The sequence below is a fragment of the Streptomyces sp. NBC_00659 genome, assembly GCF_036226925.1.
Classification (GTDB): domain Bacteria; phylum Actinomycetota; class Actinomycetes; order Streptomycetales; family Streptomycetaceae; genus Streptomyces.
This window is the reverse complement of sequence record NZ_CP109031.1, coordinates 5,728,510-5,750,825: the sequence shown is the minus strand read 5'-3', so window position 1 is coordinate 5,750,825 and position 22,316 is coordinate 5,728,510. Positions and strand designations below refer to the sequence as shown.

Genomic DNA, 22,316 nt, shown 5'->3' with positions numbered 1-22,316 from the left:
AACCGCGAACGACAGGGGCGAGCTACCGGAGGCGTCCGGCCTCACGCCGGAGGCGCCCCCGTGCTGCTGCGCACGACCATGCTCGTCGCCAGTTCCATCCTCGTCCCGGCCGACGGCCTTTCCTGGCGGCTCAGGTCGAGCACCAGCTTCGCCGCCGCCTCGGCCATCTCCGTGAGCGGCTGCCGTACGGTCGTCAGCGGCGGCCCCACCCAGCGCGCCACCGGCAGATCGTCGAAGCCGACGACGCTGAGGTCCTCGGGAATGCGCAGCCCCAGTTCACGGGCCGCCTCGTAGAGGCCGAGCGCCTGGAGGTCGTTGCCGGCGAAGACGGCCGTGGGCCGGTCGGGGCGGCGCAGCAGGTCGAGGCCGATCCGGTGGCCGGCCTCGTGGTGGAAGTCCCCGGCGACGATCAGCGAGGGGTCGACCGGCAGCCCGGCCGTCTCCAGCGCCGCGCGGTAGCCGTCGACGCGTGCCCGGCTGCACATCATCCGTGACGGCCCGCTGATGGCGCCGATCCGGGTGTGGCCGAGTTCGACGAGGTGGCGGGTGGCGGCGAGGCCGCCCTGCCAGTTGGTGGCGCCGATGGAGGGCACGTCGACCCCGGGGTCGCCCGCCGGGTCCATCACCACGAACGGGATGGAGCGGCTGTTCAGCAGGGCGCGCTGGGAGTCGTCGAGGCCCGAGAGGACGAGCACCACGCCGTGCGGGCGGCGGGCGGCGACCTGGTCGGCCCAGGTCCGGCCGGGGGTGAGCCGCCCGGCGGACTCGGAGAGCACCACGCTGAGGCCGGCGTCCCTGGCGACGTTCTCCACGCCCCGGATGACCTCCATCGCCCAGGCGCTCTCCAGTTCGTGGAAGACCAGGTCGATCAGCGGGGAGCGGGAGGCCTCGGCACGGCGGCGGCGGTAGCCGTAGGCGTGCAGCAGCTCCTCTACGCGGGAGCGGGTCGCGGGGGCGACGTCGGCGCGGCCGTTGAGGACTTTCGAAACAGTCGGAGCCGAGACACCGGCCTCCCGGGCGATCTCGGCCAGCGTCGCCGTCTGTGGTTCTGCGGACTTCCCAGGCTTCATGGCGGCGATCGTATCTCTGCGCGACCCCTTGACGGGCCTACCGGATCGCCTTACCTTCCCGGAACATTCGAAAAATAACTCGAAACATTCGCGATGGATCACCGGCGATCCTTCGCGCCTACCGAGAGGTGCCGTCCTATGGAGTCCTACAGCAGACGTTGGTTCCTCGGCGCGGGCACGGCAGCCCTGGCTTCTGCCGGCGGGCTCACCGCCTGCGGCTCCGGCGGCGGCTCGGGCGCCGACGGGACGCTCACCGCGTTCGTATACGGCGACGACGCGGCGAAGATCCAGGTCAAGTCCGTGAACCGGTTCAACGCGTCGGCCGCCGCGAAGAAGGCCAAGGGCACGATCAAGCTCCAGAAGGTGCCCGCCACCGACTACCCGGCCAAGCTGCGTACGGCGATGGGCTCGCCCAACGCCCCCGACGTGTTCTTCAACTGGGGCGGCGGCTCCATCAAGGCCTACCGCGAGGCCGGCCAGCTCGTCGACCTGACCGACGTCATCACGTCCGACTCCGTGCTCAAGAGCGGCTTCCTGCCGTCGGTGCTGGCGTCGGGCGGGCTGGACGGCAAGAACTACGGCGTGCCGATGCGTGGCATGCAGCCCGTGATCCTCTTCTACAACAAGACCGTCTTCGAGGAGAACAAGCTCCAGCCGCCCACCACCTGGGACCAGTTGCTGGACATCAACACCAAGCTGAAGAAGGCGGGCATCACGCCGTTCGCCCTGGGTGGAGCGGACATCTGGCCCGAGCTGATGTGGCTGGAGTATCTGGTCGACCGGATCGGCGGCCCCCAGGTCTTCGAGAAGATCAAGAACGGTGACGCCACCGCCTGGGGCGACCCGGCCGTCCTCAAGGCCGCCCAGACGGTCAAGGAACTGATCGACGACGGAGCCTTCGGCAAGGGCTACAGCTCGGTGGGCTACGGCAACGGTGGCGCACCCGCGGTCTTCGCCAAGGGCAAGGCGGCGATGCACCTGATGGGTTCGTGGGAGTACTCCACGCAGCTCGGCAAGTTCCCGGACTTCGCCAAGAAGAACCTGGGCTGGTGCGCCTTCCCGCAGATCGAGGGCGGCGCCGGCGACATCCGCAACGTGGTCGGCAACCCGACCAACTACTGGTCGGTGAACGCCCGTACCTCCAACAAGGACGCGGCGATCGCCTTCCTGCGGGACTCCGCCTCCCTGGCGTACACGAAGGAACTCATCGCCAACGGTGACGTCCCGGCCACCTCGAACGCGGCGACCCTCCTGGACGCCTCGCCGAACCCGGAGTTCGCCAAGTTCCAGTACCAGATGGTGCAGCAGGCCCCGGCGTTCACGCTGAGCTGGGACCAGGCGGTCGACCCGGACGTGTCGACGCCGATGCTCACCGAGGTCAACAAGCTGTTCGTGGGCAAGTCCTCGCCGACGCAGTTCGTGTCGGCGCTCAAGGAGCTGAAGTGAGCGTGTCGCAGGTCAAGGGCGGCCCGCGGAACGACGCGGGCCGCCCCCGCTCCGCCCGGCGCAACAGGGCCGGCCGCCCGAGCGCGGCGCTGGCCCTCCCCGGCGTCCTGTTCTTCGCGTTCTTCGCCCTCGCCCCGATGGTCCTGGCCTTCTACCTGTCGTTCACCAGATGGAACGGCCTGGGCGATCCGCAGCCGGCCGGTCTGGCCAACTGGCGCAAGCTGCTGAGCGACGACCGGCTCACCCAGTCCCTGACGGTCACCGTCGGACTGACCGTGGTGAGCTGGGCGTTCCAGACGGTGATCTCCCTGCTGCTCGGGGTGTGGGCGGCTGGCAGGCAGCGCAACCGCGCGGTCCTCTCGGCGATCTTCTTCGTGCCGTTCTTGCTGTCGTCGACGGCGATCTCGCTGCTGTTCTACGCGCTCCTCGACCCGAACTTCGGCATCATCCACAAGGACACCCTGGGCACGACCAGCGGCGCGTTCCTCGCGATCGTGTTCGTCGGCGGCTGGCAGTTCATCCCCTTCCACACCCTGATCTACCAGGGCGGGGCACGGCAGATCCCCGAGGTGCTCTACCAGGCGGCGGCGATCGACGGGGCCGGGCGCCTGCGGCAGTTCTTCTCGATCACCCTGCCGCAGCTCCGCAACACCGCGACGACGTCCGGTGTGCTGATGGTCGTCGGTTCGCTGACGTACTTCGAGACGGTCCTGATCCTCACCCAGGGCGGTCCGGGCACCGACACGGCGATCCTGCCGTACCTGATGTACGAGGCGGGCTTCAAGAGCTACGACTTCGGCTACGCGAGCGCCGTCGCCTCGTTCCTGGTGCTCGCGGCGACCGCGCTGTCCCTGCTGATGGTGAAGCTGTCCGGCTTCGGCGCGATGCGCAGTACCAGGGAAGGGATGTGACGCCATGTCACACGACACTCTGCCCCGTCCCGTGAAGACGGACTCCGCCACGACGGCCGAGCGGCCCGCGCGCCGCCGCGGGCACTGGGCCAGGCGCGCCAACCCGCTCGCCGGCGCCGGCTCGCTGATCTGGCTGGCCGTCGTGATCATCCCGATCTACGCGATGTTCTCGGCCTCGCTCACCCACCAGGACGAGGCGCTGGGCCACAACGCCCTGAAGCCGCCGTCCCATCCGACCCTGGACAACTACAACACCGTCCTGCACAACGGCTTCGGCCACCTGCTGTGGAACACGGTGCTGGCCGCGGCCGGCGTCGTCCTGATCGTCCTGGTGCTGTGCGTCCCGCTGTCGTACGTGGCCGTGCGGACCCGCAGCGTCTGGTCGGGGGCAGCGTTCCGGCTGTTCCTGCTGGGCGTGGCGATCCCGGCGCAGGCCGTCGTGGTGCCGCTCTACCTGATGATCGCCAAGCTGAACCTCTACGACAGCCTGCTCGCGATCGTGCTGCCCACGGCCGCGTTCGCCATGCCGGTGTCGGTGCTGATCCTCACCGGCACCCTGCGGGACATCTCGGAGGAGATGTACGAGGCGATGGCGCTGGACGGCGCCTCCACCACCCGGATGCTGTTCCAGCTCGTCATCCCGATGTCCAAGGGCGGCATCAGCACCGTCGTCATCTACGCGGCGCTCCAGGCCTGGAACGGCTTCCTCTTCCCGCTGATCTTCACCCAGTCCGACGGACCACGGGTGCTGACCCTCGGCCTGTTCAACTACGTGAGCGAATTCGGCGTGAACATTCCCGCGATCCTCGCCTCGGTCGTCCTCTCCGGTGCCCCGATCTTCATCGTGTACCTGGTGGCCCGCCGCGCGCTGGTCGGCGGCCTCATGGGTGTGGGCGGCAAGTGAACGTGTACGACCAGGGGCGCTCGAACCCCCCTTTCCCCGACAGGAGTTCCATGACCACCGCTCCCTGGCGCGATCCCGCCCTGCCCGCCGCGACCCGCGTCGACGACCTGCTCTCCCGGATGACCCTGGAGGAGAAGACCGCCCAGCTCTACGGCGTGTGGGTGGGCGCCGACACGGACGGCGGCGGAGTCGCCCCGCTCCAGAGCGAGATGTCCTCCGACCACGACTGGGACGAGCTGATCACCCTCGGTCTCGGCCAGCTCACCCGCTCCTTCGGCACCGCCCCCGTGGACCCGGCGCTGGGCGCGCAGGCCCTTGCCCGCGCCCAGCGCCGGATCATCGAAGCGAGCCGCTTCGGCATACCCGCGGTCGCCCATGAGGAGTGCCTGGCGGGCTTCACGGCCTGGCAGGCGACGGCGTACCCGGTCCCGCTGTCCTGGGGCGCCACCTTCCACCCGGAGCTGGTGGAGGAGCTGGGCCGGCGCATCGGCGAGGACCTGCGCTCGGTCGGCGTCCACCAGGGCCTCGCACCGGTCCTGGACGTGGTCCGCGACCTGCGCTGGGGCAGGGTGGAGGAGACCATCGGCGAGGACCCGTACCTGGTCGGCACCGTCGCCACCGCCTACGTACGCGGCCTGGAGTCGGCCGGGATCGTGGCCACGCTCAAGCACTTCGCCGGGTACGCGGCCTCGGCCGGCGCCCGGAACCTGGCGCCGGTGCGAGCGGGTGTGCGCGAGCTCGCCGACATCACGCTGCCGCCGTTCGAGATGGCGCTCCGCGAGGGCGGCGCCCGTTCGGTGATGGCCGCCTACAACGACACGGACGGCGTCCCGGCGTCGGCCGACCCGCAGCTGCTGACCGAGCTGCTGCGCGACGAGTGGGGCTTCACCGGCACGGTGGTCTCGGACTACTTCGGTGTCGGCTTCCTCCAGACGCTGCACCGGGTGGCCGGCACCGAGGCCGAGGCGGCGCACAAGGCGCTGGAGGCCGGCATCGATGTCGAGCTGCCCACGCTGAAGTGCTACGGCGAGCCGCTGGTGGCCGCCGTCCGCGCGGGCACCGTCCCCGAGTCGCTCATCGACCGGGCGGCCCGCCGGGTGCTGCTCCAGAAGTGCGAACTCGGCCTGCTGGACGAGGACTGGCGGCCGGAGACCGGCCGGACCGTCGACCTGGACTCCCCGGGCAACCGGGCGCTCGCCCGCAAGCTCGCCGAGGAGTCGGTGGTCCTGCTGGACAACGCGGACGGCGTGCTGCCGCTGGCCCCGGACACCCGGATCGCGGTGGTCGGTCCCCGCGCGGCGGACCCCCTGGCGATGCTCGGCTGCTACTCGTTCCCCTCGCACGTGCTCACGCACCACCCCGAGGTGCCCACAGGTGTGGACATCCCGACCGTGCTCGACGCGCTGCGCGCCGAACTGCCGGACGCCAAGGTGACGTTCGCGCAGGGCTGCGGGGTCTCGGACGCGGACCGGTCCGGTTTCGAGGAGGCGGTGGCGCGGGCCGCCGAGGCCGACGTGTGCGTGGCGGTGCTCGGCGACCGGGCCGGGCTGTTCGGCCAGGGCACCTCCGGCGAGGGCTGCGACGTGGCCGACCTCGGCCTGCCGGGTGTGCAGGGCGAGTTGCTGGACGCCCTGGTCGCCACGGGGGTCCCGGTGGTCCTGGTGCTGCTCACCGGTCGCCCCTACGCGCTGGGCCGCTGGCAGGACCGTCTCGGCGGCGTGGTCCAGGCGTTCTTCCCGGGCGAGGAGGGCGGCCCCGCGGTGGCGGGCGTGCTGTCCGGCCGGGTCGGCCCTTCGGGCAGGCTGCCGGTGAGCGTGCCGCGCGACCCGGGCGGCCAGCCGTGGACGTATCTCCAGCCGCCGCTGGGCCTGGCGGGCGAGGTCAGCAACCTGGACCCGACGCCGCTGTACCCGTTCGGCCACGGCCGCTCGTACACCTCGTTCGACTGGGAGCCGGCCGAGGTTCCCGAGACCGGGATCGGCACCGACGGTTCGTACGACGTGTCGGTGACCGTCCGCAACACCGGTGAGCGCGCGGGCGCCGAGGTCGTCCAGCTCTACCTGCACGACCCGGTGGCCTCGGTGACCCGCCCGGACGTGCGGCTGATCGGCTACCGGCGCCTGGACCTGGCACCGGGTGAGGCCCGCCGGGTGACGTTCCGCTTCCACGCGGACCTCTCGGCGTTCACCGACCGCACCGGCACCCGGGTCGTCGAACCGGGCGCCCTGGAGCTGCGGCTCGCCGCCTCCAGCGCGGACGTGCGCCACACGGCCCGGCTGAACCTGACGGGTCCGGTGCGGAAGCTCGGCACGGACCGGCGCATGCGCTGCGAGTCCGAGGTCGCGCAGGTGTCCTGATCCGACGGAGGGCACTCCGGGGAGCCGGCAGCCGGGTGGGGGCTCGGCGACCGGCTCCCGGGGACCCGTCCGTGCCCGTCGGCCGAGGAGCGGCGGTCAGTGTGCGGGGACCGACTCGAAGCGCCATCGGTGCACCGCCCGGGACACCAACTCACCGTCGGGCTCCGGCAGTTCGGGCAGCTCCGCGTCGTACTCCGCGTCCCACCAGGTGATGACGAGAACCCGGTCCTGGGGCGCCCGCAAAATCTCCCGCCGCACCGGGTTCCCGGGGATCTCCTGCCCGCGCACCCAGTCGAGCAGGTCCTCGCCCCGGCCTGCGACGGCCCGTGCCTCCCACATCAGCGCGACGGTCACGGGTAGAGGTTCTCCTTCGCGACCTCGTGCACGTGATCGTGCGTGTGCGTGTGCCCGCGCCCCGGCACGTGCGGATCGGTCACCGGCAGCGACGAGTCCGCCGAAAGGTCCCAGTCGGAGGCGGCCCGGTTCCGGGCGACCATCTCGGCGCCCAGCGCGGCGACCATCGCGCCGTTGTCCGTGCACAGCTTGGGGCGCGGCACCCGCAGCCGGATACCGGCGGCCTCGCAGCGCTCCTGGGCGAGCACGCGCAGCCGGGAGTTCGCGGCCACGCCACCGCCGATCATGAGGTGGTCGACGCCCTCGTCCTTGCAGGCGCGGACGGCCTTGCGGGTGAGCACGTCCACCACGGCCTCCTGGAAGGACGCGGCCACGTCGCGCACCGGCACGTCCTCCCCGGCCGCCCGCTTGGCCTCGATCCAGCGGGCCACGGAGGTCTTGAGACCGGAGAAGGAGAAGTCGTAGGCCGGGTCGCGCGGCCCGGTCAGACCGCGCGGGAACGTGATGGCGTTCGGGTCGCCCTCCTTGGCGTACCGGTCGATGACCGGGCCGCCCGGGAAGCCTAGGTTCAGCACGCGCGCGATCTTGTCGAAGGCCTCGCCCGCCGCGTCGTCGATGGTCGCGCCCATCGGCCGTACGTCGGAGGTGATGTCGGTGGACAGCAGCAGCGAGGAGTGTCCGCCGGACACCAGCAGGGCCATCGTGGGCTCCGGCAGGGCGCCGTGCTCCAGCTGGTCCACACAGATGTGGGAGGCGAGGTGGTTGACGCCGTACAGCGGCTTGCCCAGCGCGTACGCGTACGCCTTCGCGGCCGAGACCCCGACGAGCAGCGCCCCGGCGAGCCCGGGTCCGGCGGTGACCGCGATGCCGTCCAGGTCCCCGGCCGACACACCCGCGTCCTTCAGCGCCCGCTGGATGGTCGGGACCATCGCCTCCAGGTGGGCCCGGGACGCGACCTCGGGAACGACCCCGCCGAAGCGCGCGTGCTCGTCGACGCTCGACGCGATCGCGTCCGCGAGCAGGGTGTGCCCGCGGACGATGCCGACACCGGTCTCGTCGCAGGAGGTCTCGATGCCGAGGACGAGCGGTTCGTCAGCCATGGGTCTCTGTTCCTTGTACGGAGGTCGATGGGTCGTGCAGCCGCATCACCAGGGCGTCCACGTTCCCCGGCTGGTAGTAGCCGCGCCGGAAGCCGATGGGCTCGAAGCCGAAGCGCTCGTAGAGCTTCTGCGCGCGGACGTTGTCCACGCGGCACTCGAGCATCACCTCGGCGCAGTCGAAGTCGCTGGCGGCCCGGAGCAGTTCGGTGAGCAGCACGCCGCCCAGGCCGGTGCCCCACTGGTCCCGCCGCACCGCGATCGTCTGCACGTCGCCCAGGTCACCCGAGGCGGCGAGCCCGGCGTATCCGACGAGCGCGTCGCCGTCGCAGGCGACCAGGTAGCGCCGGGTGGCCTCCGGTCCCCGGGCGTGGGCCAGTTCGGACCAGAACATGCCCCGGGACCAGGCGTCGACGGGGAAGAGTTCCTTCTCCAGCTCCAGTACGGGATCGATGTCCCACCAGCGCATCTCGCGCAGTACGAAGGTCACTTGGGGGTGACCACCTTGTAGTTCTTGGGCACCTGGGCGTCCGGGCGGCGCAGATACAGCGGCCTGGGCGGCTCCAGTTCCTCACCGGCGGCCAGTTTCCCGGCGGCCAGGGAGGCGAGGGCCGCGGCCGAGACGTTCTCGGGGGCGCGGGCGTCGGCGAAGGTGCCGGGGTACAGGAGGGCGCCCGCGCCGACGGCGGGCAGCGCGGTGACGGCCTCGTCGATCTCGGCGGGGCGGTCCACGGCGGGCTCCGACAGCCGGGTGAGGCGGTCGGCGTACCGCGCCCAGTAGACCTCCTTGCGCCGGGCGTCCGTGGCGACGACGAACGGTCCCTCCACATCGGCCGCGTACGCGAGCCCGTCGAGGGTGCACACACCGTGCACGGGCACGCCGAGCGCGACTCCGAAGGTGTCGGCGGTCATGAGGCCGACGCGCAGCCCCGTGTACGGGCCGGGGCCGACGCCCACGACGATGCCGGTGACGGCGTCCAGCTTGAGGCCTGCCTCGGTGAGCACCCGGTCGACGGCCGGCAGCAGCAGCTCCCCGTGCCGGCGCGCGTCCACCTGGCTCGACGAGGCGATGACGGACGTGCCGTCGTGCAGGGCGACGGTCACGGCGGGGGTGGCGGTATCCAGAGCGAGCAAGAGCACGCAAACAGCGTACGGCGCCGGAGCCCGACGCAAGGCCGCCCGGGACTCCCGTCCCTCGGCTGCTACCGTCAACAGCAAGGACGTACGAAGGTCGAGAGGTGGGCACACAAGGTGGCTAGGAGCAGCTCGGGAATCGTGGCCGGGCTCACCGTGGCGGCGCTCGCGGCAGTCGGCTTCCTCGCTTTCCAGGCATCCGCGAACGTTCCGGACACCTTGGGCAGCGAACCGAGCGCGAGCGTGTCGGCCAAGCCCTCCGTCTCCAAGGCACCCCGGGCCAAGAAGGACCCGGCCGCGCTGCCGGCCTCGTCCGGCACCGGTGTGCGGGTCGTCTACGCGACCGGCTCCGACCGCGTCTGGCTCGTCGGCGCGGGCAACAAGGTGAAGCGCACCTTCAAGGTCACCCCGGGCACGGTCGACCCGGACCCCGGCACCTACGCCGTCACGTCGCGGACCGGCTCGACCCCCGGGTCCGACGGGACACAGATCGAGCACGTCGTACGGTTCTCGCTGGTCAACGGCATCGCCTTCGGCTTCAGCGCCGCGGTGAACGGCTCCACGGAGGCGCCCGACCCGGAGAAGAAGCTCGGCGGCATCCGCTCCTCGCGCGCTGACGGCGACGCGGTGTGGGGGTTCGCGACCGTCGGCGCGAAGGTCGTCGTCGTCAAGTGACCGCGGCGGCGCCCCGGCCCGCGTGTGTGTCAGGCGGCCCTGCGGGGGCGCTCCGCGCCGGGGTCGGCCAGGGGTGCGAGGGGCGGCCTGGACACCGCCTCCGCCGCGGCGCACGCCGCCAGCAGATCCCGCATCGACACCCCGGCCACCGCACGCGGCGCGGCCGGCACGTCACGTTCTGAAGCCGGCACTGCAGCCGACTCTGATGCCGACATGGACGCCTCCTCGGGCTTCGGGGGCAAGCGTGGTTAGGTAGACCTAACTACGTACTGATGTCCATGTGACCACGGCCGGGACGCCGAACGCAATATTTTGCCGACGTCCTGTCGGAAACGTTGGCCGAATGTACGAGCGAAGGCCGCCCGCGCCACGAAGACCCGGCGAAACCGGGCATGTGCGGATGTACGGCACCGGGACGCCGGCCCGCCCCGCTCAGGCCGCGAGCACCGTCAGATCGGCGGCGGCCCAGCGCCGCCCGAGTCCCGTGACCGTCACGTGCCGCACCTCGTCGGTGGTGTCCCCGACGGCCCGGTGGATGACGACGTGCAGCCGGTCGTCGGTCAGCTCCTCGACCTTGCCCTCGCCCCACTCCACGACGATCACGGAGTCGGAGAGCGAGACGTCGAGGTCGAGGTCCTCCATCTCGTCGAGCCCGCCGCCGAGGCGGTACGCGTCCACGTGCACGAGCGGCGGTCCGTCACCGAGGGAGGGGTGCACACGGGCGATGACGAAGGTGGGCGAGGTGACCGCGCCGCGGACGCCGAGCCCCTCGCCGAGCCCGCGGGTCAGCGTGGTCTTGCCCGCGCCGAGCTCGCCGTTCAGCATCACGAGGTCGCCCGCGCGCAGCAGCTTGGCGAGCCTACGGCCCAACTCCTGCATCTGCTCGGGGGAGTTGACGGTGATCTGCACGCCGACGCCGTCCTGGGCGGGCTCAGCCGGGTTGTGCGCTGCTGCTGGTGCTTCCATAGCCGCCAACGGTAGCCCCTGCCGGCACGGCTCCGGCGCGCACGAGGAGGTCGGCGAGGCGGTCTATGACGACCTCGGGGTGCTCCAGCATGACCAGGTGTCCCGCGTCGGGCACGAGCACCAGCTCCGCGTCCGGCAGCAGGTCGGCGATGGCCTCGCTGTGCTCGCTCGGCGTCACCAGGTCCTTGACCCCGGCGAGGACGAGGACGGGCATCCCGGCGAAACGGGCGAGCGCCGCGGTCTTGTCGTGGTCGGTGAACGCCGGGTAGAACTCGGCGACCACGTCGATCGGCGTGCTCTCGATCATCCGCTCGGCGAACCGCTCGACGGCCGGATCGACGTCCCGGCCCCCGAACGAGTACCGCTTGATGACCCCGGTGAACAGGTCGGCCGTGGCCCGCCGTCCCCGCTCCACCAGGGCCGCCTGCTGCCCGAGCGCCTTCAGCACACCGGGAAGCACCCGCCGCACGGCGGCGACGCCCGCGACGGGCAGCCCGAAGTTGACCTCGCCGAGCCGCCCCGACGACGTACCGACCAGGGCGACGGCGACGACCCGGTCGCGGATCAGCTCGGGGAACTGGTCGGCGAGCGCCATGACGGTCATGCCGCCCATGGAGTGCCCGACGAGCACGATCGGGCCCTCGGGCACCGCCGCCTCGATGACGGCCAGCAGATCGCGGCCGAGCTGGTCGATGGTGACCGGCTTGCGGTCCTCCAACTGGGCGACACCTCGCCCGGACCGCCCGTGGCTGCGCTGGTCCCAGTGCACCGTGCGCACGACACCGCGCAGCGCGGCGCGCTGGAAGTGCCAGGAGTCCTGGTTGAGGCAGTAGCCGTGGCTGAAGACGACGGTGACGGGGGCGGGGGCCTTGCGGCCGAAGAGTCTGCGTCGGCGCGGGGCGAGCGAGGCCTCCGGCTCGGCCTCGTCGACCTCGTAGTACAGCTCGGTGCCGTCGTCCGCGTACGCCTTGCCGGGCGTGCCGCGCAGCGTGCCGTACGGGCCCGTCGAGTCGAGGGCGAGACGCGCCTTCTTGCGCATGCCGCGCCCGACGGTCAGCCGCTCGATCGCGACTCCGGCCGCGGCGCCCGCCGCGACCACGCCTATCGCGGCGCCGGCGACACCGGCCCTGCGCCAGTTCCCGGCGGAGGCGACGGCTGCCGAGGCCGCGCTCACGACGGCCTCCGCACTGGTCTCGCTCACGTCCCGCTCCTCTTCGCTCCGGCTCTTGGCTGTCCGCTGTCGGCTCTGGGCTGTGCGCGCGTCGGCCCGGCTCCCGCCTGCCGTGTTCCGCCCGCCACTCTCCACCCGCCGGGCCCCGCGCGCCTGTTCGGCTCAAGGGTGCTACCCGTCTTGTTCCTCTTTCACCTTCACGTAGACGCGCGGAACGCGGGTTCCGATGCGCGTGACGATCTCGTACGCGATGGTGCCCGCCGCACGCGCCCAGTCCTCGGCGGTGGGCTCACCGCCGTCGCCGGGTCCGAACAGGACGGCACGGGCGCCGGGCTCCGGCTCGTCACCGCCGAGGTCGACGACGAACTGGTCCATGGCGACCCGGCCCGCGACGGTACGCCACTTGCCGCCGACCAGGACGGGACCGGTGCCCGACGCGTGCCGGGGGATGCCGTCCGCATAGCCGACGGGGACGAGGCCGAGGGTGGTCTCGCCCGGGGTGACGTAGTGATGGCCGTAGCTCACGCCGTGGCCGGACGGTACGTGCTTGACCAGCGCGAGCGACGCGCTCAGCGTCATCACCGGGCGCAGGCCGAAGTCGGCGGGGGTGCCGATCTCGGGGCTCGGCGAGATCCCGTAGACCGCGATCCCGGTCCGTACGAGATCGAAGTGGCTCTCGGGGAGGGTCAGGGCCGCGGGCGAGTTGGCGATGTGCCGCACCTCGGGGCGGACCCCCTGCTCCTCGGCGTACGACACCATCTCGCGGAACAGCGCGAGCTGGGCCTTTGTCGAGGGGTGGCCCGGCTCGTCGGCGCAGGCGAAGTGGGACCAGAGTCCGGTCACGGTGATCAGCCCGCGCGCCTCGGCGGCCAGGGCCTCGGCGACGAGCTCGGCCCAGTCGGCGGGCTGGCAGCCGGCGCGCCCGAGGCCGGTGTCGGCCTTGAGCTGCACCCGGGCCCGCGTCCCGACGGCCTCGGCGGCCGCCACGGCCTCCCGCAGCGCCCACATCCCGCTGACCGACACGTCGACGTCGGCCTCGATGGCCTCGGCCCAGGGGCCGCCCGGGGTCCAGAGCCAGCACATGACACGTCCCGGCAGGCCGGCCGCCCGCAGGGCGAGCGCCTCCTCCGGAGTGGCCGTACCCAGCCAGGTGGCGCCCGCCTCGCGCGCGGCGCGGGCGCACTGGACCGCGCCGTGGCCGTACGCGTCGGACTTGACCACGGCCATCAGGGCCGCGGTCGGCGCGTGGGCACGCAGGGCCCGCACGTTGGCGCGCAGGGCGGCCAGATCGATCTCGGCGCGGGCGCGCAGGGGCGCTGTCCGCGGGTGTGCTGTCTCTGTCATCGCGCCCCAGTGTCTCAGAGGCGCCCGGCGGCCTCCCGGCGCCGGTCCCCGGACGGGCGGCGCCCGCTCCTGGCCGCGCCCTCAGCCGCGCGGCCTCCGGCCCCAGACATAGACGTGGTCGCCCTTCCTGAGCACCTTCCAGAGCCCTCGGGCGTCGGCGGGCCGCAGATTCACGCAGCCCATGGAGCCGCCGACGGTACGGATGCTGCCGCGGACGGCGTGGAAGGCCTGCCCGCCGCTGAAGAACTGGGCGTACGGCATGGGGCTGTCGTACAGGGTGGACCAGTGGTGACGGTGCCTCCAGTAGATCCTGAACCAGCCGGTGCGGGTGGGGTGCCGGACCCCGCCGCTGCGCATCGGCACCGGGCCGTACAGGATCCGGCCCCGCTGCTGCACCCAGGTGCGCTTGTGGGTGAGGTCGACACAGGCGACGCGGTAGGAGCGGACCGGGCAGCCGCGAAGGGGGCGGGCGTGCGGGGCGCTGTGGGCCGGGGCCGACAGCGCCCGCATGCGGGCCCAGGTCGCCGGTCCGGCGATCCCGGTGGCGGGCTCGATCCCGTGCTTCTTCTGGAAGTCGCGGATGACTCGGCAGTCGGCCGCCGACTGCTTCCCGTCCACCCTCAGCCCCAGCCACCGCTCGGCCTGCCGCTGGTACGGACCCCCGCGCCCGCCGCACGCCACCGCGGGCCGGGCGCCCGCCGCGCCGGACGAGGGGGAGGCGCCCGGCCCGGACGTGACCGGGCCCGGCCCGACGGGCGCGAACCCGACCGACGCGGGCCCCGCCGACGCGGGATCCCTCGGCGCCGACCCGGGCGGTCGGATCCCGGCCGGGTCGGACCCGAGCGGCGCGAAGGTGACCGGCCCGGACCCGGACGACCCGGACCCGGACGACCCGGACCCGAGCGGCCCGGACGTGCCCGGCGTAGTCGTGACCGGCGTAGTCGTGACCGGCCCGCGCATGCCCCCGGGCAGGTCCCGCACGCCCCTCCCCGCGGCGGGCATGCCCATGGCCGCCGCGGCCGCCGACGCCATCCGGCCGTCCGGGGCGTCGCCCGGCCAGGACGGACGCGGTCCTCCCGCCGCACCGGGCCCCGGCTCGCCCACCCGCCCGGAGGCGGGCGGCAGCGGAGCGGACGTGGCCGCCACCGCCCCCACGGGCACGGCCGCAACCACCGTCAGCAGCACCGCGATCCCCCGGCACACCCTTCGTCTGCTCATCACGCGAACAGACATACGCAACATCACGCGCGCCCCGGGGGCGCCACACGCACAAGGTCCCCCGATCTGTGCAACGCCCGCGACACCCGCTCCCCGGCGCCCCGGGCCGGTCGAGGCGGGGCCGGTCGAGGCGGGGTCGGTCCAGCTGGCGCCGGGCGATGCGGGGTCAGAGGGGGCGGCGCCGGTCCGGACGGGGTCAGTCGAGGATGTCGCGCCAGGCCTCCGGCAGGGCCTCGGCCACGTCGTGGGCACCCGCGGGGGCGCCGTCCGCCGCGAAGCGGCCGGCGAGTCCGTGCAGATACGCGGCGACGCTGCCCGCGTCGAGCGCGGAGAGCCCCGACGCCAGCAGCGACCCCGCGAGTCCCGACAGCACGTCCCCGCTCCCCGCGGTGGCCAGCCAAGCGGTCCCGGTGGCGTTCACCCGCACCGCGCCGCCCGTGGGGCCGGCGACCAGGGTCGTCGCCCCCTTGAGGAGGACCGTCGCCCCGTACAGCCCCGCCAGTTCCCGTACGGAGGCCAGCCGGGCCTCCTCCACCGCCTCGCGGGCGACCCCGAGCAGCGCGGCGGCCTCCCCGGCGTGCGGGGTCATCAGCGTCGGCGCGGTACGGGCCCGCACGGCCCCCCGGTCGGCGAGCCGCAGCCCGTCCGCGTCCACCAGCACCGGCACGTCCGCGGCGAGCACCTCCTCGACCGCCGAGGCGTCGTCCCCGGCCCCGGGGCCCACCACCCAGGCCTGCACCCGCCCCGCCTTCGAAGGTCCCGCCGCGGAGACCAGTACCTCGGGGAAGCGGGTGACGACGGCGTCCGCGGCCGGCCCGACGTACCGCACCGCCCCGGCGCCGCCGCGCAGCGCCCCGGCCACGGCGAGGACCGCCGCCCCGGGATAGCGGGCGGACCCGGCGGCGATCCCGACGACACCGCGCCGGTACTTGTCGCTCTCCGCGCCCGGAAAGGGCAGCCGGGCCGCGACATCGGCGTGCTGGAGCGCCTCCACGTCGGCCGGGTCCGGCAGGTCGAGCCCGATGTCGACAAGGCGTACGGAACCGGCGTACCCGCGCGCCGGGTCGATGAGCAGCCCCGGCTTGTGGGTGCCGAAGGTGACGGTGAGGTCGGCGCGGACGGCCGCGCCGAGCACCTCCCCGGTGTCCGCCTCGACACCGGACGGGAGGTCGACGGCGACGACGGCGGCCCGCGAGGCGCGCGCGAGTTCGGCGAGTCGCGCGGCCTCCGGCCGCAGCCCGCCCTTGCCGCCGATCCCGACGATGCCGTCGACCACGAGGTCGGCCCGCCGCAGGAGCGGTTCGGCGGCGCCGGGCGCGGCCGAGGTCCCTCCGGCGCGCAGCAGCGCGGCCAGTCCTCCCGGGTGGGTCCTCTCGGGGGCGAGCAGCACCGCGGTGACACCGGCCCCGCGCCGGGCGAGGCGCGCCCCCGCGTACAGGGCGTCGCCGCCGTTGTCCCCGCTGCCCACCAGCAGCACCACCCTGCGGGCGTACACCCGGCCCATCAGGTCCGCGCAGGCGGCGGCGAGCCCGGCGGCCGCCCGCTGCATCAACGCCCCTTCGGGGAGCCGTTCCATCAGCTCCCGCTCGGCGGCCCTCACGGTCTCCACGCAGTACGCAGTACGCATGACGCCGAGTCTCCCGCACCGGCACGTCCCGTGCGCGCTCCCCGGCACCGTGCGGGCCTGCGAGCCCTGTCCGGAACCCCGGCGGCGCCCTGCGGCCCGTGATCTTCGTCCGGGGTCCCGGCGTCGTTGCCGCAACCGCCACCGTCCGCCGCACGGCCGCCCGCGCCAAACAGGCGCTGTAGGGGCCCGTTGATCCCCGTCCGGAGCGGACCCGGCAAGTCCCTTACCGCTGCGCCCGAAGGCGACGGTCCCGCGGCTCCCTGCCCTCCGGCGGGCCCGCGGTCTCCGTACCCTCCGCCCGAAAGCGGCGGCCCGGTTATCCCTCCGCCACCACCACCGCCGAGGCCACCCCGGCGTCGTGACTGAGCGACACGTGCCAGGAGGCCACGCCCAGTTCGGCCGCGCAGGCCGCCACCGTGCCCTTCACGCGCAGCCTCGGCCGGCCGCTGTCCTCCACGTAGACCTCGGCGTCCGTCCAGTGCAGCCCCGCCGGGGCGCCCAGCGCCTTGGCGAGCGCCTCCTTCGCCGCGAAGCGGGCCGCGAGCGAGGCGATGCCCCGCCGTTCGCCGCTGGGCAGCAGCAACTCGCTCTCCACGAAGAGACGTTCGGCCAGTCCGGGCGTACGCTCCAGCGACGCCCGGAACCGGTCGATCTCGGCAACGTCGATACCGACCCCGATGATGCTCATGTCCGCACCCTAGAGGGTCCGCACCCTAGAGGGCGGGGCCGCTCCGGGGCCTCGCACGGCGACGGCGCTCACTCCACCGTCACGGACTTCGCCAGGTTGCGCGGCTGGTCCACCTCGTTGCCCCGGGCCGTCGCCAGTTCGCAGGCGAACACCTGGAGCGGGACCGTCGACACCAGCGGCTGGAGCAGGGTGGGGGTGGCCGGGATGCGGATGAGGTGGTCGGCGTACGGGACGACCGCCTCGTCGCCCTCCTCCGCGATGACGATCGTGCGGGCGCCCCGGGCCCGGATCTCCTGGATGTTGGAGACGATCTTGTCGTGCAGGACCGAGCGGCCGCGCGGCGACGGGGCCACGACCACGACCGGCATGTCCTCCTCGATCAGCGCGATCGGGCCGTGCTTGAGCTCCCCCGCCGCGAAGCCCTCGGCGTGCATGTACGCCAGCTCCTTCAGCTTGAGGGCGCCTTCCAGCGCGACCGGATAGCCCACGTGCCGGCCGAGGAACAGCACGGTGTTCTTGTCGGCGAGGGAGCGCGCGAGCTCCCGTACCGGCTCCATGGTCTCCAGGACCCGCTCGACCTCGCGGGAGATGCGCGACAGCTCCCGGACGACGGCCTGGATCTCGTCACCCCACTTGGTGCCGCGCACCTGGCCCAGGTACAGCGCCACCAGGTAGCAGGCCACGAGCTGGGTGAGGAACGCCTTGGTAGAGGCGACGGCCACCTCGGGGCCGGCGTGCGTGTACAGCACCGCGTCGGACTCGCGCGGGATCGTCGAGCCGTTGGTGTTGCAGATCGCCAGCACCCTGGCGTCCTGGTCACGGGCGTGCCGCAGCGCCATCAGCGTGTCCATGGTCTCGCCGGACTGCGAGATCGCGATGACGAGCGTACGACGGTCCAGGATCGGGTCCCGGTAACGGAACTCGCTGGCCAGCTCCACCTCGCACGGGATGCGCGTCCAGTGCTCGATGGCGTACTTGGCGATCAGCCCGGCGTGGAAGGCGGTCCCGCAGGCGACGATGACGACCTTGTCGACCTCCCGCAGCACCTGGACCGGGATGCGCACCTCGTCGAGCGAGAGCGAGCCGGCCGCGTCGATCCGTCCCAGCAGGGTGTCGGCGACCGCCTTGGGCTGCTCGGCGATCTCCTTGAGCATGAAGTAGTCGTAGCCGCCCTTCTCCGCCGCCGACGCGTCCCAGTCGACGTGGTACGAGCGGACCTGGGCGGGGCTGCCGTCGAACCCGGTGACGGTCACGCCGTCGCGGCGCAGTTCGACCACCTGGTCCTGTCCCAGTTCGATCGCCGAGCGCGTGTGGGCGATGAACGCGGCGACGTCCGAGGCGAGAAAGGCCTCGCCGTCGCCGACACCGACCACCAGCGGCGAGTTCCGCCGTGCCCCGACGACCACGTCCGGCTCGTCGGCGTGCACGGCCACCAGCGTGAACGCGCCCTCCAGGCGCCGGCACACCAGCCGCATCGCCTCCGCCAGGTCCGCGCACGAGGAGTACTCCTCGGCGAGCAGATGCGCGACCACCTCGGTGTCCGTCTCGGAGGCCAGGTCGTGCCCCCGCTCGGCCAGCTCGGCGCGGAGCAGGGCGAAGTTCTCGATGATGCCGTTGTGGACGACGGCGACCCGGCCCGCGTTGTCGAGGTGCGGATGGGCGTTGGCGTCCGTGGGGCCTCCGTGGGTGGCCCAGCGGGTGTGCCCGATTCCCGTCGTTCCGGCCGGCAGCGGCCTGCCGGCCAGCTCCTTCTCCAGGTTGACCAGTTTCCCGGCCTTCTTCGCGACGGCGAGTCCCCCGTCCGCCAGGACGGCGGCACCCGCCGAGTCGTATCCCCGGTACTCCAGCCGCTTCAGTCCGGCCATCACGACATCGAGCGCCGACTGCGCCCCCACGTATCCCACGATTCCGCACATGCCCGGCAGCCTAAGGTCCGGCGTCCGCCGAAAAGAGCCGCAGCGTGCCCGGAATCGGAAATTCCCACCGCGGTACGAACGGCTCGGCGGACCCGGACCGCCGGCTGCCGCGCGCCGGACGGTCAGCCGAGCTTGGTGAGCTGGGCGTCGACGATCTCCGTGGGGAAGTCCCAGTCCTTGCCGGTGACAGCCGAAGCCATGTCGACGGCGGGGAAGTAGGCGAGGGTGGCCCCCTTGCGGACGACGACCCCCTTGACCGGCGCTTCGGCACCCTCTTCCAGCTGGAGGCTGACGGTCAGGGCGAACGCCTCGTCGCCACCCTTGGGCGCGTCGGTCTTGACGACCTTCACGTTCTTGGTCGTGTCGCCCGCCGCCGTGAAGCTGAAGCCGCCGGCGCACTTCGCGGCGGCCGTGTTCAGGTCCTTCATCGCCTGCTCGGCGCCGCCGTCCTCGTAGGAGGCGAGCGTCACCACCGCCATGGTGCCCACACCGGCGAAGAGCTTCTCCTCGTCGGTGGCGCCCGCGGCGGGCTTCTTCGGGTCGCCCGTCCACTTGCGCGCCACGGTGGCGGAGGGCTTGCCCACGTAGGAGCCGGTCTGGAGGTAGGCGAGCGGGGCGCAGGCCGCGTCGGCGGTCTTCACCTTGTCCTGCGGGATGGCCTCCACCGCCGACACCTTCTCGGTGACCTTGCCGCTCTTGACGTCCGCCTGCGTGAGCGCGGCCTTCTCCAGCTCGGCGGCGGTGAGCGCCTTGGCCGCCGGGGCGGAGGACGCGGCCGCGCCACCCTTGTCCTCACCGCTTCCACCCTTGTCGGCCTTGTCGCCGCCGCCGCACGCGGTGGCGAACAGGGCGAGGGCGGCCGCGGAGGCGGCGAGGGCGGTACGACGGACTGCGGCGGATCTCAAGGCGGAAGCCCTTTCTGTCGGTCTCCTGTGTGCACACCGTGCACATCCGTTGAGCACGCTAACCGGAAGATCATTCGACGGCCGCCCCCAAGATCACTCGACATCCGATCGTGACGCCGACGTGACTCCGCAACTGGTCGACACCCGCCCGTCATTGACGGAATGTCAATTTATCCGCACCTGGACCGGGACGGCTTCTTCGGGGCGAGAAACCCCCTCGGCGAGATCCCTACCCGGACGGGAGTGCGAAGGTCGCAGAAACCGCTTGCCACATCAGGCTCGTGCGCGATCACAAGAGCGGCTTCTACGCACTAGCGGCACAGACGGCGTTCCTCTCCAGGGCCGCATCGGAGGGGAACGCCGTCACCGCGGGCGGTACCGGAGAGCTGGAGCGGCTGGTGGGGCACGCCTGACCGGCGGGCGGTCCGCGCCCACGTGACGCACCCCACCCCCCACCCCGTTCAAACTCCGTTAACAATGGACTGTGATCTCTCCGGTCTCCCCGTTGCCGCGGAGCGCCCACCGGTCCAGGCCGGAGGCGACTCCCTACGTCGACCTCACCCGTGCCGAGTGGAGCGCTCTCCGCGAGAAGACGCCGCTCACGCTGAACGCCGAGGAGCTCGAGAAGCTGCGCGGCCTGGGCGATGTCATCGACCTCGACGAGGTGCGGGACATCTATCTGCCGCTGTCCAGACTGCTGAACCTGTACGTCGGTGCCACGGACGGGCTCCGCGGCGCTCTGAACACCTTCCTCGGCGAGAAGGGGTCCCAGTCCGGCACCCCGTTCGTCATCGGCGTCGCCGGTTCCGTGGCCGTGGGGAAGTCCACCGTCGCCCGACTGCTCCAGGCGCTGCTCTCCCGCTGGCCCGAGCACCCCCGTGTCGAGCTGGTCACCACGGACGGCTTCCTGCTCCCCACCGAGCAGCTCGAAGCGCGCGGTCTGATGTCCCGCAAGGGCTTCCCCGAGTCGTACGACCGCCGGGCCCTGACCCGGTTCGTCGCCGACATCAAGGCGGGCAAGGACGAGGTGACGGCCCCCGTCTACTCGCATCTGATCTACGACATCGTGCCCGGCGACAGACTCACGGTCCGCCGCCCCGACATCCTCATCGTCGAGGGCCTGAACGTGCTCCAGCCGGCCCTGCCCGGCAAGGACGGCCGCACCCGCGTCGGCCTCGCGGACTACTTCGACTTCAGTGTGTACGTCGACGCCCGCCCCGAGGACATCGAGCGCTGGTACCTGAACCGCTTCCGCAAGCTCCGCGCCACCGCCTTCCAGAAGACCGACTCGTACTTCCGCAAGTACACCCAGGTCTCCGAGGAGGAGGCCCTCGACTACGCCCGCACGACCTGGCGCACCATCAACAAACCCAATCTGCTGGAGAACGTTGCCCCCACCCGGGGCCGGGCGACCCTGGTCGTACGCAAGGGACCCGACCACAAGGTGCAGCGCCTGAGTCTGCGCAAACTCTGACCACTACGCTGCGGCCATGCTGCATCTGCGCCTGATCACCCCTGCCGGACAGACCGACGACGTGGTGCGTCTGATCGAGGGGACGGTCGGCACCACCCATGTCGTGGTCCTGCCGGGCGTCGCGCGTAATCCGTCCGGGGACGTGGTCATGTGCGACGTCGCCCGGGAGGCGGGCGACGAGCTCATCGGCGGCCTGCGGGAACTGGGTATCGACGACGCGGGTTCGATCGCGGTCGAGGACATCGACCTGTCCCTGTCGAAGCGCGCCGACCAGGCGGAGGCCGAGGCACCGGGCGAGGGCGTCGACGCGGTCCTGTGGGAACACCTGGAGGAGGCCACGCACGAGGAGTCGACGCTGTCGGTCACCTACGTCGCGTTCATCACCATCGCCACGATGATCGCGGCCTGTGGTGTGGTGCTCGACAACGCGGTCCTGATCGTGGGCGCCATGGCCGTGGGCCCGGAGTTCGGCCCGCTGGCCGGTGTCTGCACCGCGATCGTGCAGCGGAGCACACGTCTCGCCCTGCGGTCCACGACCGCGCTGCTGGCCGGTTTCGCGATCGCCATGGCGGTGACGGTGCTCTTCAGCCTGTTCATGGACGGGGTGAACCTGTTCAGCGAGGCGCAGCTGGAGGCGGCGCGCCCCAACACCGGGTTCGTGTACGCGCCGGACTGGTTCTCGTTCGTCGTCGCCGTGCTCGCGGGCACCGCCGGCATGCTGTCCCTGACGTCCGCGAAGTCCGGGGCCCTGGTCGGCGTCGCGATCTCCGTGACGACGGTGCCGGCCGCCGCGAACGCCGCGGTGGCCCTGAGCTACGGGGACATGGGCCAGACCTGGGGATCCACCAAGCAGCTGCTGTTCAACCTGCTCGGCATCGTGGTCGCCGGCACGCTCACCCTGCTCGCCCAGAAGTGGTTCTGGGCGACGCGGCGGGCCACCGCGTAGCGCGAGGCCACCGCCCGGTCGGCGAAGGACACCCCGCGGGAGCCCGCGCACAGCCGTGAGGCCCGGCACCCCGGGAAAGTCTCCTGGGTGCCGGGCCTCACGGCTCGGGCGAA

22 protein-coding genes are annotated in these 22,316 nt (G+C 72.5%); 8 read left to right on the top strand and 14 right to left on the bottom strand.

What is annotated here, in order from left to right; translation table 11 throughout:
* Nucleotides 1-41: 41 nt before the first annotated feature.
* Nucleotides 42-1,070, bottom strand: coding sequence for a LacI family DNA-binding transcriptional regulator (locus tag OG410_RS25230; RefSeq protein ID WP_329301247.1), 1,029 nt, complete (start codon nucleotides 1,068-1,070; stop codon nucleotides 42-44).
* Nucleotides 1,071-1,208: 138 nt separating this feature from the next.
* Here OG410_RS25230 and OG410_RS25225 point away from each other — a divergent pair, with 138 nt between their 5' ends.
* The 4 genes from OG410_RS25225 to OG410_RS25210 are packed head-to-tail and all read left to right on the top strand — an operon-like array spanning nucleotide 1,209 to nucleotide 6,688.
* A complete protein-coding gene (locus OG410_RS25225) occupies nucleotides 1,209-2,516 on the top strand; it encodes an ABC transporter substrate-binding protein (protein WP_329301246.1) in 1,308 nt (435 codons plus the stop codon).
* Nucleotides 2,517-2,518: 2 nt separating this feature from the next.
* Complete coding sequence (locus OG410_RS25220; RefSeq protein WP_443063904.1) at nucleotides 2,519-3,427, top strand: carbohydrate ABC transporter permease; 909 nt, start codon at nucleotides 2,519-2,521, stop codon at nucleotides 3,425-3,427.
* Between the two features lie 4 nt (nucleotides 3,428-3,431).
* Nucleotides 3,432-4,331, top strand: coding sequence for a carbohydrate ABC transporter permease (locus OG410_RS25215; RefSeq protein ID WP_329301245.1), 900 nt, complete (start codon nucleotides 3,432-3,434; stop codon nucleotides 4,329-4,331).
* Between the two features lie 50 nt (nucleotides 4,332-4,381).
* The gene (locus OG410_RS25210) at nucleotides 4,382-6,688 is read left to right on the top strand and encodes a glycoside hydrolase family 3 N-terminal domain-containing protein (protein WP_329301244.1); all 2,307 of its coding nucleotides are present in this window, start codon (nucleotides 4,382-4,384) and stop codon (nucleotides 6,686-6,688) included.
* Nucleotides 6,689-6,784: 96 nt separating this feature from the next.
* Here OG410_RS25210 and OG410_RS25205 read toward each other — a convergent pair whose 3' ends face one another.
* From OG410_RS25205 to tsaB, 4 genes are read right to left on the bottom strand one after another with little or no spacing between them, the layout of a single operon-like run.
* Nucleotides 6,785-7,042: a hypothetical protein gene (locus tag OG410_RS25205; protein WP_329301243.1), complete on the bottom strand. Its 258-nt coding sequence runs from the start codon at nucleotides 7,040-7,042 to the stop codon at nucleotides 6,785-6,787.
* Entirely contained in the window at nucleotides 7,039-8,142 is a 1,104-nt protein-coding gene (tsaD, locus tag OG410_RS25200; protein WP_326786038.1) for a tRNA (adenosine(37)-N6)-threonylcarbamoyltransferase complex transferase subunit TsaD, read from the bottom strand. The genes OG410_RS25205 and tsaD overlap by 4 nt, the downstream gene beginning before the upstream one ends.
* Complete coding sequence (rimI, locus tag OG410_RS25195; protein WP_329304230.1) at nucleotides 8,135-8,608, bottom strand: ribosomal protein S18-alanine N-acetyltransferase; 474 nt, start codon at nucleotides 8,606-8,608, stop codon at nucleotides 8,135-8,137. Before rimI ends, tsaD begins: the two co-directional genes overlap by 8 nt.
* Nucleotides 8,609-8,625: 17 nt before the next feature.
* Complete coding sequence (gene tsaB, locus OG410_RS25190; protein WP_328670941.1) at nucleotides 8,626-9,279, bottom strand: tRNA (adenosine(37)-N6)-threonylcarbamoyltransferase complex dimerization subunit type 1 TsaB; 654 nt, start codon at nucleotides 9,277-9,279, stop codon at nucleotides 8,626-8,628.
* Nucleotides 9,280-9,390: 111 nt separating this feature from the next.
* On the opposite strand from tsaB, the gene OG410_RS25185 reads away from it, so the two are divergent.
* Nucleotides 9,391-9,948, top strand: coding sequence for a hypothetical protein (locus OG410_RS25185; protein WP_329301242.1), 558 nt, complete (start codon nucleotides 9,391-9,393; stop codon nucleotides 9,946-9,948).
* A 29-nt stretch (nucleotides 9,949-9,977) separates the two neighbouring features.
* Here OG410_RS25185 and OG410_RS25180 read toward each other — a convergent pair whose 3' ends face one another.
* The 9 genes from OG410_RS25180 to OG410_RS25140 form a co-directional block, all read right to left on the bottom strand.
* Entirely contained in the window at nucleotides 9,978-10,163 is a 186-nt protein-coding gene (locus OG410_RS25180) for a hypothetical protein (RefSeq protein ID WP_328670937.1), read from the bottom strand.
* A gap of 217 nt (nucleotides 10,164-10,380) precedes the next feature.
* A complete protein-coding gene (gene tsaE, locus OG410_RS25175) occupies nucleotides 10,381-10,914 on the bottom strand; it encodes a tRNA (adenosine(37)-N6)-threonylcarbamoyltransferase complex ATPase subunit type 1 TsaE (protein WP_326786042.1) in 534 nt (177 codons plus the stop codon).
* Nucleotides 10,880-12,115 (bottom strand): alpha/beta fold hydrolase, encoded by a 1,236-nt coding sequence (locus tag OG410_RS25170; RefSeq protein ID WP_329301241.1) that lies wholly within the window; start codon nucleotides 12,113-12,115, stop codon nucleotides 10,880-10,882. The genes tsaE and OG410_RS25170 overlap by 35 nt, the downstream gene beginning before the upstream one ends.
* A gap of 141 nt (nucleotides 12,116-12,256) precedes the next feature.
* Nucleotides 12,257-13,429: an alanine racemase gene (alr, locus tag OG410_RS25165; RefSeq protein WP_329301240.1), complete on the bottom strand. Its 1,173-nt coding sequence runs from the start codon at nucleotides 13,427-13,429 to the stop codon at nucleotides 12,257-12,259.
* Nucleotides 13,430-13,510: 81 nt separating this feature from the next.
* A complete protein-coding gene (locus OG410_RS25160; RefSeq protein WP_329301239.1) occupies nucleotides 13,511-14,647 on the bottom strand; it encodes a L,D-transpeptidase family protein in 1,137 nt (378 codons plus the stop codon).
* Between the two features lie 196 nt (nucleotides 14,648-14,843).
* Complete coding sequence (locus OG410_RS25155; protein ID WP_329301238.1) at nucleotides 14,844-16,274, bottom strand: NAD(P)H-hydrate dehydratase; 1,431 nt, start codon at nucleotides 16,272-16,274, stop codon at nucleotides 14,844-14,846.
* 316 nt (nucleotides 16,275-16,590) lie between these two features.
* Nucleotides 16,591-16,962, bottom strand: coding sequence for a holo-ACP synthase (locus OG410_RS25150; protein WP_326786047.1), 372 nt, complete (start codon nucleotides 16,960-16,962; stop codon nucleotides 16,591-16,593).
* 68 nt (nucleotides 16,963-17,030) lie between these two features.
* The gene (glmS, locus tag OG410_RS25145) at nucleotides 17,031-18,878 is read right to left on the bottom strand and encodes a glutamine--fructose-6-phosphate transaminase (isomerizing) (protein ID WP_329301237.1); all 1,848 of its coding nucleotides are present in this window, start codon (nucleotides 18,876-18,878) and stop codon (nucleotides 17,031-17,033) included.
* 122 nt (nucleotides 18,879-19,000) lie between these two features.
* The gene (locus OG410_RS25140) at nucleotides 19,001-19,783 is read right to left on the bottom strand and encodes a hypothetical protein (RefSeq protein ID WP_329301236.1); all 783 of its coding nucleotides are present in this window, start codon (nucleotides 19,781-19,783) and stop codon (nucleotides 19,001-19,003) included.
* 281 nt (nucleotides 19,784-20,064) lie between these two features.
* Here OG410_RS25140 and OG410_RS25135 point away from each other — a divergent pair, with 281 nt between their 5' ends.
* From OG410_RS25135 to OG410_RS25125, 3 genes are all read left to right on the top strand, one after another.
* Nucleotides 20,065-20,196 (top strand): hypothetical protein, encoded by a 132-nt coding sequence (locus tag OG410_RS25135; protein WP_329301235.1) that lies wholly within the window; start codon nucleotides 20,065-20,067, stop codon nucleotides 20,194-20,196.
* A gap of 71 nt (nucleotides 20,197-20,267) precedes the next feature.
* Entirely contained in the window at nucleotides 20,268-21,257 is a 990-nt protein-coding gene (gene coaA, locus OG410_RS25130) for a type I pantothenate kinase (RefSeq protein WP_329301234.1), read from the top strand.
* Between the two features lie 16 nt (nucleotides 21,258-21,273).
* Nucleotides 21,274-22,203, top strand: a complete 930-nt coding sequence (locus tag OG410_RS25125) for a DUF389 domain-containing protein (RefSeq protein WP_329301233.1) — start codon at nucleotides 21,274-21,276, stop codon at nucleotides 22,201-22,203.
* The last annotated feature ends 113 nt before the right edge of the window (nucleotides 22,204-22,316 follow it).